We start from the raw sequence: 10,970 nt of genomic DNA, 5'->3' as shown, positions 1-10,970 counted from the left end.
TAGATGATTATTGGACAATAGAAACTACCGATCTAGCCTGGGAGGAGTTTGACACTTCAATAAATAATATTTTAAATGCTAAGACAGAAGATATTGATAATGAAATTGAAAGTTTAAGAAATTTATATGATTTAACTCCAGAAATTATTGAATCAATAAAATCAATTAACTCATTAAACATATTTTCATCTTTTGCAAAATTTAAAACGGCCCTCTCAAAAAATGTTTCGGATTTTTCAAACCACTCTGAGATTAATTTCTTTAAAAAATCAAGTGATGATGATAATACATTCTATATTGGACATACGATTGTCAAAATATTTAAAAAAGATACAGTTTCAGGAGACCAGCTTTATGATTCCTTTTTAGTATCTTTTTTGAAAGAGAAGAATATTTTTCTTTCATTAATGGGTTTAGAAATGAGAAACAGATTTCGCGAAAACTCAGCATTTATTGGAAAAGATTTTGATGATTTAAGCGAAGATGCATTTTTCTATCACAAGAATAATAATGGTGAGCATCCTTACATATTCTTTGACTTTTTAAGAGAGATTTTGAAAGATCAGGTAGCCACGTTTATGTATGAAAAAAATCTAAGCCTTTTTGATGTTTTAGAAGAATATTTTAACTCCATAGATGGTAATAAAAAGTTAGCAGACTTCCAAGCAGGAAGTAATCTGAATTTCAAAAAGGATGTATTTAAGTTAAATTACTTTTACAACAGAGTAAACATTAACAATCGTCTAGTAAATGATTTTTTGAGGTTTGGAGACGTGTTTTATGGAAGAATTTCAACAGTTGACAGGGATAATATACCTATTTTTTTGGATCGCTACTTTATATGTATAACACCTCATTGTGATTGTTTAAGATCAAAGGAAAAAATAAAAAATCAATTTTGGTTTGTGGAAGGAAAAAAAGAAGAGTCTCAAGAAAGTGTTTTGAAGAAAACCGATGGCAAATTTATATCATTCATAAAAGAACAAAATTCAAATGAAATTATTGCAGTAAATTGGATACTCAAAGAATTTTGTCAACCTATTGCATTATTGGTGGAAAATAACAGATTTACCAATAAACTAATCGCTAATTATTATGGATCAAATATAGAACTTTTTTTCCTAAATAGTATCAAGGAAAATTACGCCCAACGTATCGCGAATGAGGCTTTTGGTTATCCAATGAGAGTAGGTATAGATTTTGTAAAAAAATGAATATTTAAATGAATAACAGGGAAGAATTTAAAAAGTGGGCGTTAGAGAATTTAACTGAAAAGTCTAACGCTGGCCCTTCATATTTAATTTCACTCGATTGGCTTTCAAAACGATTTTCTGAAAATAAAAGAATAAAAGAAAAGTCCCTTTTTGAAATTGAAGATATTGACCTTATTTCTAAACTTCATTCTGAGGTTAAGAAAATCCAACGAGATAAATCCTCCTACATATATAATAAAGACGCTCCTTCCTATGGTGAAAGATTTTTTTATTCAGCCAGTTTAGCAAAGTATAGAGAATTTTTAGAAAGCAAAAGAATTAACTCCGCCGAAATCAAACTTCATTTTTTTCAAACCTCACTTAAAAATTCTGGTTTATTGTTTAAAAAGCATTTAGTCCTTAGAACCATAACAAGTCTTATTTCAAAATCTTTTTTAATTCTAACCGGCCTTTCGGGTTCTGGAAAAACCAAACTTGCACAATCCTTTGTAAAGTGGATTTCGGTTGATTCCAATCAATACAAAATCATCCCTGTCGGAGCAGATTGGACCAATCGCGAACCGCTTTTAGGGTATCCAAATGCCTTGAATCAGAATGAATATGTGAAACCTGAAAACAGCGCTTTGGACCTTTTGATTGAGGCAAATAAAAATCCCAATTTCCCCTATTTTTTGATTTTGGACGAGATGAACTTAAGTCATGTGGAGCGGTATTTTGCCGACTTTCTGAGTGCGATGGAATCCGGTGAGGAGATATTTCTTCACAGTGGAGCAGGTTCCATCTCTGGAGTTCCTCCTAAAATCAGAATCCCTAAAAACCTATTTATTATAGGTACGGTCAATATCGATGAGACCACTCACATGTTTAGCCCAAAGGTTCTGGATAGGGCCAATACCATTGAATTCCGGATTACTCCCGATGAAATGAAATCCTTCTTGGATCAAGTCGGGGAAATCCACATGGAAAATCTGGAATCAAAAGGTGCAGGAATGGCTAAGAGCTTTTTGGAAATGGCCTTGGATAAATCTATTCCTTCGGAGGGAATGGATGATGTCAAAGAGCAGTTAGGCAAATTCTTTGTCGAACTGAAAAAAGCCGGTGCTGAGTTCGGATATAGATCAGCCACAGAAATCCTCAAACTGATCGACCGATTGGGCAAGATTGATCCAGACCTCGAAATGAAGGAAAAACTGGATATTGCCATTATTCAAAAACTGCTTCCCAAGCTGCACGGATCAAGACGTAAACTAGTTACTGTACTTACCACCTTGGCCAATCTTTGTCTGAATGATTATATCTCTCCAGAGAAAGAAAAAGCATCTGTGGAAGGCAAGGTTTTTGGAGTGGAAGCAAATCAAATAAAGTACCCCATTTCCTATGAAAAGCTGTCTCGCATGTACAAGGCGGCTGTCGAAAACGGGTTTACAAGCTTTGCAGAGGCTTAATCCATGCCGACCGATTCCAACATATCGATTGACCTGTCCGAGGTAGAAAACGGATTGGTTTTGGAAATCCTTGAAAAACAGGACGGGACACTTTTTGATGAGGAACAGGAAAGCTTGGAAAACAACGAAGCCAGGTATCAGCTGTTAGAGGGTTGCTTTTACGAGTATAATTTAAACATCCCAGAATATTCATTAGAAGCCGGCAACGCAAACATTGTTCAGCCATCTTACATCAGACCTTATTCAGGAATCTTAGCACCCAACATTTATGTAGGAACGCTATACCTAAATCTCCTGAAAAAAGGGAATGATATCCCGATTAAGAAAATCCCTCTGGAGGTCAGATCCCGAAAAACAGGCTATCGGGATGATTATCGGGATATGCTGGAATACATCACTGAGAAGTGTACTGATTTACTTCTTCAGATCAATTCCCCTGTCTTTCAAAACTTTGAACCGAATTTTGAAAAAGACATTTCGGAGAATGTGCTCTATCAGCGCTTTATTTTTTTAAAGTCAATCATAGGGACTTCGGAATTTAATGAGGCAGTCCATCGAATAGTTTCCTTTCTCAACACCAAATGGGAGGAAGAGACGGAACTGAAGGATGTACGGAATGTGCGACGCTTTTCCAGAAATTCAGTTACCGAACTTATTAAAGGCAAAAACCGGATTAAGATTCCTGCTTTTCACCCATTGGTCGGATATGGTTTGGACTCTGTCCCTGCCAAAATACTTTCTTCCAGAAAGGTGGATTCAGTAGATACCCCAGAGAATCGATTTATCAAGTATGCCTTGGAAACCTTTTTAAAGTTTTGTGTGGAAATCAATGCCAAGGCAAAGAAACTCAACGCACAAAGTCAGCTAACCAAGGAATCAGACCGATTGGTAAGCGAACTGGAAAATCATTTACACCATGCCGTTTTCAGTGAGATTTCCGCACCTCATCTGTTGAAGTTAAACAGCCCTGTTCTTCAAAGAAAAGAAGGATATCGGGAAGTTTTAAGAGTATGGCTGATGTTTGACTTGGCAGCCAAACTGATCTGGAAAGGCGGAGAAGATGTATATGAAGGAGGCAAAAAGGATATTGCCACGCTTTACGAATATTGGCTTTTCTTCAAGTTGCTCGAAATACTTCAACACCTGTTTGAAATCGAACCCAAGAAATTGGAAAAGTTGATTTCAATTAAAGATGAAGGATTAAATATCAAACTTAAACAGGGAAAATTCACCGCTCTAAAGGGAGTGTTTAACTCAGGTAGTCGGAAGTTTAATATTCAGTTTAATTACAATAGATCGTTTACAGGAAAAGCTGACTACCCTAAATCAGGAAGTTGGACCACTACCCTTCGGCCAGATTATTCGCTTTCAGTATGGCCCCAAGGAATAAAAAGAAAACAGGCTGAGAAAGAAGAAGTGATTGTACATATTCACTTTGATGCCAAGTATAAGGTGGATAACATTTTTCAGATTACTGATCAGGATGAGGGTTTGGATGAAGAAAAGTCGGCTAACAGAAAAGGTATTTATAAAAATGCGGATCTCCTGAAAATGCATGCTTACAAAGATGCTATACGAAGAACAGGCGGAGCCTATGTTTTGTATCCCGGAACTATCCCGATTGAAAGAAAGGGATTTCATGAGATCATCCCCGGATTGGGAGCTTTTCCAGTTCGACCGTCAAAAATGGATGATGGGACCAAAGAACTCGAAACTTTTATCAAGCAAGTCATTGATCATTTTATAAACCGTGCATCGCAAAGGGAAAAAATTGCCTTAAAATCCTACGAGGTTTACAAAAGTGTTCCTAGAGATGATGACCGGGTAAATGAATTTCTTCCCGAGCCTTATGGTGTAAACAGAAGCCTGATTCCTGACGAGACTTTTGTTTTGGTTGGTTTTTATAAATCACCGGAGCAATTAAAGTGGATAGAAAAAGAGAGAAAATACAATTTCCGGACAGGAACTGGGAATGGTTCACTTGTATTGGATTACCAGACTGTCAGTTCAAAATATTTATTGCTCCATACAGAAGGAGACAAAGACTCCTCCAAGCTTTGGAAGATTGTAAGTAAAGGGCCGAAGGTTTATTCTAAAAATGATTTATTGAAACTTAAATACCCTAGTCCTTCCCATGAATTTTATTTGGTCATTGATTTGGAGCCTGTGACCGAAAGGGAATTACTTGGGAAAACGTGGAATTTCAAGAATTTAAAAAATTTCAAAAGTCGAAATGCCTCACCTTTTCCTTTTACAACAAGTTTATCCGAATTAGTAAAAGAAAAAACTTGAAAGGTCAGAGAAAATCTAAAATTCCTTTCAAACATCTTCCCACCTCTCCTTTCACCTCAAAATCCCAAAACCGTAACACTGTCCAACCCTTGGATTGGTAGTAGGCATTGACTTCCTGATCGCGTTGGATATTTCGTTCAATTTTGGCGATCCAGAATTCCCGGTTGGATTTGATGGCATGTTTTCGGGTTTCCCAATCGTAGCCATGCCAGAAGGCACCATCCACAAAAATGACCAGCTTGTATTTTTTCAGACTGATGTCAGGCTTTCCTGGAAGTGGTTTCTTGGGAGTTTTATATCTGATACCTGCCTGCCAAAGTGCTTTTTTGAGAAGGAGCTCCGGCTTCGTTCCCTTGGATCGGATTTGGGACATGTTATACGAGCGCTGAGCAGTGGTATAAAAGCCGTTTTCCTCGCAGAAAACAGGAATTGCTACTTTGGGCCGTATGTACTTTTTTGGATTCACTATCGGAAAATTAGAGGATTAGATTGGAATAGGAAAACCAAGGTTAAGCCCAACTCTTTTGTAAGAATTCTGTCTTGGGAAATTCCCCCTCCCCTTTTAGAACCTACCTTTTAAACTCCACATTCACCCTTATTTGCATCTCCAGAAAGCCAAATAAGGATTCGGTTAAGCTTATTTGCTTCATTGGAATCCCAAAAGACCTCAAGCGTAAGCTTAATTGCTTCAAGCTTGAGGCTTTTTGCCTTACAGGTGAAGCAAATCGGGATTAAGTATTCCCAATTTGCTTCAATGGAATCCCTCAGAGGTTCATGCATGATGCTCAGAGGCTTTTTCTTTTCCCTCGAAAGCTAAATGTTGGAGTTCAGAAGCTTAACATTGAGCTTCTGAAGCTTGAATTTGGAGCTCAGAAGCCTGAATTTGACCTTCCGAAGCTTGAAGTTGAGCTTTTGAAGTTCGATTCTAAGGAGCTGCCCAAGTCTAAAAACAAGAAAAGGCCGAGTGATTCCACTCGGCCTTTAGGGTAAGCAAGCAACTTTAACTCCCAGAACTAGGCTTCTTCCTGGTTGGGTTTCCGCCTTTTCTCCCAGCGTTTGCGAAGTTCCTCATAGATAGGCTTGGCATCGGGCACATTCATGCGAACCCCCATTTTGACCGCATTGTAATAGGCCAGCGCAGGTTCCAGTACTTCCTTGCCAGCTTCCATCAAGGTATCATTGAGGTTGCTGCAAATCTGATCCATCGTGCGAAAGACGGGAAGCAATTGGGAAATCGCTTTCCAGTCCTTTTGCATTTCCGGTACATCCGTAAACGGATTGAGAAACTGTGGATTGGATACCACATAGTCCATGACCTTTCCTACGAAAGGTTCCGTGGCCTCACCCATTTTGAGCATCGTGCGACGCTCATCATCTGTGAGTGCAATCAGGTAGGGATTTAAAATATTCCCTACAATCTGGAGGGCGTCCTTGACCGCCTGGAGATCCGCCGGTGGGATCTCGATGGAAACTTTGTTTTCCATAAAAAAAGAGGTTTAAATGAAAGAATTATTTAAAAACTGTAAGCTTAAGTTAAGCTCTTTAGTTGAAAAACAAAAGAAAAAATAGTTTTAAAAAAATCGCTTTCATCCCTGCTTTTAAATCTTTGATTATCACCGGACAGCCGTTCAGCCTACATTAACTCTCTTCCTATTGGTGGCTCTGAAACCGAACCGAGAACAAACTCATTTTTTTCCAGTTTTATTTTCAATCTGTCAATCCAGTGACTGTGGTAGGTTCGTAAGTGAGTGATTACTAATTCAATTTTTCATAATAAACCACAAATCAATGTTTAAAATCAACTACAATCGACTTGCTCTGATGGCGCTTTTGTGCCTTGGAGCTGTATCCTGTCAAACGATGACAGAAGAAGCGCCTATCGCTCCAACTGCCGAAGCAGAAAATGCGCTGGCCAGCACTGGGGATGAAAATGCACGTAAGGGAAACTTTATGGAGTTTGGAGCATTTCTGACCGGAAAAGAGGAAGTGCCTGAAGTCAATGCCCCCGGTTCGGGTGCAGCCAGTTTCCAAGTGACTGACGGTGGCAATGCAATCAGTTTTGAATTGCGGGTAGCCAATACCACAGGGATTATTTTTGCACACCTGCATCAGAATGTAATCGGGCAAAACGGTCCGGTGGTGGTCACCTTGATTCCTGCCCAGCCTGCTGCCGGATTGCAGAATGGCGTGATTATGACTGGAATGATTACCAAAGCGGGTCTTTCCGGTCCATTGGCCGGTGCAGAACTGACCGCCTTGATCGATGCCATGAAGGAAGGTAAGATCTATGTAAACATCCACACCGCAAACAACAGAGGTGGCGAACTCAGAGGACAGGTCAGCATGATCCAACCTGATTTCAACAAAAACTGGTTGGTGAAACTCTCCGGCGCCAATGAAGTGCCGATGGTCATGACCGATGCAACTGGTGTCGCCAAATTCCAGGTAAATCCGGATGGACAGGGAATTGACTTTCAGGTTAATGTGGACGGGATCTCTGATGTGAGATTTTCACATATCCACTTCGGGAAACCAGGGACTAACGGCCCGGTTGTTTTCACCTTGAGAGGAGATAAAGTATCAGGTCCGGTATCCGGAGTCTATGCAAAAGGCACCATCACCGCTCCCATGCTAAGTGGTCCACTTTTAGGTGGGGACTTGATCATCTTGAGAGAAGCGATGCGAACAGGCAATGCCTATGTCAATGTTCATTCTGACAAATTCGGCTCTGGAGAACTGAGAGGTAACTTCTAAGAATCAGCATCCAAAACGTATTAAAAAGCTGGGGCCAAAAGGCTCTGGCTTTTTTTGTTTCTGCCTGTCATTGGTCTTCCGGTTTGGGATCCGGGGGATTTTTGATCCCAAAAATCAAGTCCGGAAAATAAGAGCCTTGAAATTTCAGGTTTAACAGCAATTTTTTGATTTTAAATAACAAAATAAATAATATGTATTCTATTATTAAAAAATACTAAATTCTGTTTTTGATTTAATTACAGAATATTATATCTTAGAATAGGTAATTTTAACTATTCAAATTTTATGAAAAACTCAACAATTTTCCGGTTCCGAGGCAGCTTTTTCGGCCTCCTGTTTGTCCTAGTTTTTGCGTACGGTTGCTCCATGGATGGAGATCAAAATGAACCTGACATGAATCTCAATGAGGATGTAGCAAAGCGAATTGCTTCCCTATCTGATTCACCGGATTACATGAATGAACTGATTGATGGTTTGAAAAGAACGGCACCGGATAAATACACTCCGGGAGTGGATTTATTTGCCAAATCCAACAAAAAATGGGTAGCCATGGCATCTGGAGGAGGAACGATTAATCAAAGTACCTTCTTCTTTAATGGGTATGTGATTTCATTTCAAGCCAAAGAAGACAGTGAAGGAATGGATGTCGGCGTAATTCAGTTTTCGGATACCGAAGGAAACTATATAGGTGAAGGAGCAATTGATTGCCTGACCGTTGATGGGAATCGGGCATTTATTCGGTTTGTGGTAGATGGTTCCTATTACTTCATAGGATTTGAGGATAATGGAGAAGGATCTAATGCTACTCCTGATGTTTACACTGACACAGCAATCAGTTTAATTGGTTCAGCACTTTCATGCGAAGAGGCGGAACAAATTTTTCTTGATTTCTATGGTGGATATTATAAAGAATGGACTGAAGGAAATGTCCAAGTCCATTAATGAATTACAGCATGTTAGGAAAGCTTAAACCGGGGGATGATTCCTCCGGTTTTTTCTTTTTCCGGCTAAATCAGAATGGACTTTGTGGCTAAAAATTAGCCTCAACTTATCATCCCCTTTCTTATCTTCAACCCAGCACTTCAATTCTCCACAACCCAATCCAAAAACCATGATCCAACTGATTCACCCTCACTTTCCGGCAGGTAAGACCCCTACTCCCAACTCGAAGGTTCGGGGATTTATCCCTGTACCCGGAACGCCGGTCGAAATGCCGTTTACCTTTATCCATGGAGCCAAGCCGGGAAAGGCCATCCTGCTCACCGGAGGTGTTCACGGCGGGGAATATCCCTGTATTGAGACGGCGATTCAGTTGGCCAATGAGCTGGATCCGGCGGAGGTTTCGGGCACGATTCTGATTATCTCTCCGGTAAATACAGCGGCATTTTTGGCCCGCATGCAGTATTATGGCCCCTTTGACGGAAAGAACCTAAACAGGGTCTTTCCCGGAAAAGCCACGGGGACGGTCAGTGAGCGGATTGCCTATGCCGTTTATCAGCTTCAGCAAGCCGCAGATTTCTTCCTGGATCTCCATGGTGGGGATATTCATGAGGGCTTGGTTCCTTTTGTGATTTACTCCAAGTTGGGTGATCCTGCGAAAGCGGAACAATCCCGCCTGGCCTCTGCCCTGCTGGGATTTCCTTATGTGGTGGGCTCTGTCTCTGATAATGGTTCCATCGGTGCCGCAGCTCAGGCAGGCACTCCGGGCTTTTTGGCTGAATTGGGCCAATGCGGACGTTGGAGTCCGGAGGAAGTGGATCAATACAAAGCGGCCGTACGAAATGTCCTGCGGTCTTTGGAGGTGATTCCGGGAGCAGTCGAGCAGCATCAAGTGGCTTTTTTGGAAAAAATGCTGGTGACCACCGCCACCGAGGATGGATGCTGGTACCCTGCCGTGCAATTGGAAGACCGGGTGAAAAAAGGCCAGAAGTTGGGTGAAATCCGGGATTATTTTGGGACGGTCAAAGCGGAATACCTATCCGATTCGGATGGCATAGTTTTGTACTTGGTCACTTCGCTGGCCATTACCACCAATGATCCGCTCTGTGCGATTGGGGTTCTTTAAATTCGCCTTAACAAAAAGAAAAGAGGACTGAGGTTACTTGAGGCAACTCCCTATTTCTTTAGAGGAGAGCTAGGGGGGATTTTTCCTTGTATACTTATTTTTAAAATTCATCCTCAAACTACAATCAGCAGGAGTAGAAGCAATTTAGTATAAGTCAGTATAAATTAATTGCGAATCATAAACTTTCCAATCATCACCATCTTTAACAAAAGATACATTTTTCAAAACTTTTCTTTCCTTACCATAAACTGTTATTTTAACCCTCAACGTATCAGATTTTAATTCATTTTCATTGTATTGATATTCAAATGAATCATACCCACCAATTTGGTCTAGAACTTCTTTATTATTCTTTAATTCCTCCAATTGTGATTCAATAACATCTGGGAAATCATAGTTGATAAAAGTCTCGAATAATAAAATAAGAATTGCAAAAACCGCAAAAAAAACCAGAACTTTCTTATTTATCATTTTCCTATAAAGTTTAAAATTCAAACACCTTTTAGCGTGGCAACTTCTCAGCACCTCAAAAGTACACGTAGGCCTAGGGTGAAATTTTCTCGCCATTCACGGATTTCACGGAAAAAGACCAACCAATTTTGAATCTTTCATTTCATCAACAAACTATCCAAAGGTCCCGCACTAATCTCGGTTATTTTTTCAGGGTCACTTTTTAAATCAAACACTATCTTTCCATTCAATTTTAAACTTGGAACTACCAGTTTCCTGAATCGATCTTCAATTTCGGATTTATTGTCTGCATTTATTCTTATCGCAATATCATAAAATACATTATCTAAATTGAATGTAATAGAAATATACTTAACCTTTTCTCCTTCTTGATTAAATTCATAGACTGAATAAAGATATCTAAATCCATCATTGACAAATTCATGAATAGAATAATCCAATAAATTCAACTCATGATAAAAAAATCTTTCATGTGTACCAGTTAAATAGTCAAAGAACATTTGATCTCCATCGGGATTATCAAAAAAATTGATTGCAAAAAAATCATTCTGATTTGGAAGTTTAGCATACAAGAAGTAATCAGGCCTCTTTTGAACAACCCATCTATCAGGTAGGCAAATTTCGAGTCCCGCCTCATTAACGCATATCAAATCATCATTCGTTTTCTCCTTGCAAGAAAAAACCACAAGCAAACTAACTAAAAATACTATAAAATTATTCTTCATGGTT

Annotated in this window: 10 protein-coding genes and 1 pseudogene; 7 read left to right on the top strand and 4 right to left on the bottom strand. The window is 39.5% G+C overall.

The annotated features are described in order from the left end of the window. The 3 genes from D0X99_RS20415 to D0X99_RS13920 all read left to right on the top strand — a co-directional run. On the top strand, positions 1 to 1,214 hold a 1,214-nt coding region (locus D0X99_RS20415), incomplete at its 5' end, for a hypothetical protein (protein ID WP_199708101.1). Positions 1,215 to 1,591: 377 nt separating this feature from the next. Beyond that, positions 1,592 to 2,659 carry an McrB family protein gene (locus tag D0X99_RS13925; protein ID WP_147392235.1) on the top strand — a complete coding sequence of 356 codons (1,068 nt, stop codon included), beginning with the start codon at positions 1,592 to 1,594 and terminating at the stop codon, positions 2,657 to 2,659. Between the two features lie 3 nt (positions 2,660 to 2,662). Further along, entirely contained in the window at positions 2,663 to 4,951 is a 2,289-nt protein-coding gene (locus tag D0X99_RS13920) for a DUF2357 domain-containing protein (RefSeq protein ID WP_119478430.1), read from the top strand. 4 nt (positions 4,952 to 4,955) lie between these two features. Here D0X99_RS13920 and D0X99_RS13915 read toward each other — a convergent pair whose 3' ends face one another. Both D0X99_RS13915 and D0X99_RS13900 read right to left on the bottom strand, forming a co-directional pair. Then, entirely contained in the window at positions 4,956 to 5,417 is a 462-nt protein-coding gene (locus D0X99_RS13915) for a very short patch repair endonuclease (RefSeq protein WP_233553724.1), read from the bottom strand. A gap of 547 nt (positions 5,418 to 5,964) precedes the next feature. Next, on the bottom strand, positions 5,965 to 6,435 hold the full coding sequence (locus tag D0X99_RS13900) for a hypothetical protein (protein ID WP_119478427.1): 471 nt from the start codon (positions 6,433 to 6,435) through the stop codon (positions 5,965 to 5,967). 304 nt (positions 6,436 to 6,739) lie between these two features. Here D0X99_RS13900 and D0X99_RS20765 point away from each other — a divergent pair. The 4 genes and pseudogenes from D0X99_RS20765 to D0X99_RS13885 all read left to right on the top strand — a co-directional run. Then, positions 6,740 to 7,279, top strand: a pseudogene (locus tag D0X99_RS20765) (CHRD domain-containing protein); the annotation flags it as partial. 15 nt (positions 7,280 to 7,294) lie between these two features. Then, complete coding sequence (locus D0X99_RS20760; RefSeq protein ID WP_394336581.1) at positions 7,295 to 7,705, top strand: CHRD domain-containing protein; 411 nt, start codon at positions 7,295 to 7,297, stop codon at positions 7,703 to 7,705. A 285-nt stretch (positions 7,706 to 7,990) separates the two neighbouring features. Continuing rightward, positions 7,991 to 8,647: a hypothetical protein gene (locus D0X99_RS13890; RefSeq protein WP_119478425.1), complete on the top strand. Its 657-nt coding sequence runs from the start codon at positions 7,991 to 7,993 to the stop codon at positions 8,645 to 8,647. Positions 8,648 to 8,816: 169 nt separating this feature from the next. Then, positions 8,817 to 9,770, top strand: a complete 954-nt coding sequence (locus D0X99_RS13885; RefSeq protein WP_119478424.1) for a succinylglutamate desuccinylase/aspartoacylase family protein — start codon at positions 8,817 to 8,819, stop codon at positions 9,768 to 9,770. A 144-nt stretch (positions 9,771 to 9,914) separates the two neighbouring features. Here the strand turns inward: D0X99_RS13885 and D0X99_RS13880 are convergent, their stop codons facing one another. After that, complete coding sequence (locus D0X99_RS13880) at positions 9,915 to 10,241, bottom strand: hypothetical protein (protein ID WP_119478423.1); 327 nt, start codon at positions 10,239 to 10,241, stop codon at positions 9,915 to 9,917. A gap of 137 nt (positions 10,242 to 10,378) precedes the next feature. Next, a complete protein-coding gene (locus D0X99_RS13875; protein WP_147392234.1) occupies positions 10,379 to 10,966 on the bottom strand; it encodes a hypothetical protein in 588 nt (195 codons plus the stop codon). Positions 10,967 to 10,970 lie beyond the last annotated feature (4 nt).

Source organism: Algoriphagus lacus, from assembly GCF_003583985.1.
GTDB classification, from domain to species: domain Bacteria; phylum Bacteroidota; class Bacteroidia; order Cytophagales; family Cyclobacteriaceae; genus Algoriphagus; species Algoriphagus lacus.
This window is presented reverse-complemented; position numbering and strand designations above follow the sequence as displayed.

What these genes read in the sequence shown, in the direction of transcription:
- D0X99_RS13885 (WP_119478424.1), top strand. Translation starts at nt 8,817, where the DNA reads ATGATCCAACTGATTCACCCTCACTTTCCGGCAGGTAAGACCCCTACT.
- D0X99_RS13890 (WP_119478425.1), top strand. Translation starts at nt 7,991, where the DNA reads ATGAAAAACTCAACAATTTTCCGGTTCCGAGGCAGCTTTTTCGGCCTC.
- D0X99_RS13920 (WP_119478430.1), top strand. Translation starts at nt 2,663, where the DNA reads ATGCCGACCGATTCCAACATATCGATTGACCTGTCCGAGGTAGAAAAC.
- D0X99_RS20760 (WP_394336581.1), top strand. Translation starts at nt 7,295, where the DNA reads ATGATCCAACCTGATTTCAACAAAAACTGGTTGGTGAAACTCTCCGGC.
- D0X99_RS13875 (WP_147392234.1), bottom strand. Translation starts at nt 10,966, where the DNA reads ATGAAGAATAATTTTATAGTATTTTTAGTTAGTTTGCTTGTGGTTTTT.
- D0X99_RS13880 (WP_119478423.1), bottom strand. Translation starts at nt 10,241, where the DNA reads ATGATAAATAAGAAAGTTCTGGTTTTTTTTGCGGTTTTTGCAATTCTT.
- D0X99_RS13900 (WP_119478427.1), bottom strand. Translation starts at nt 6,435, where the DNA reads ATGGAAAACAAAGTTTCCATCGAGATCCCACCGGCGGATCTCCAGGCG.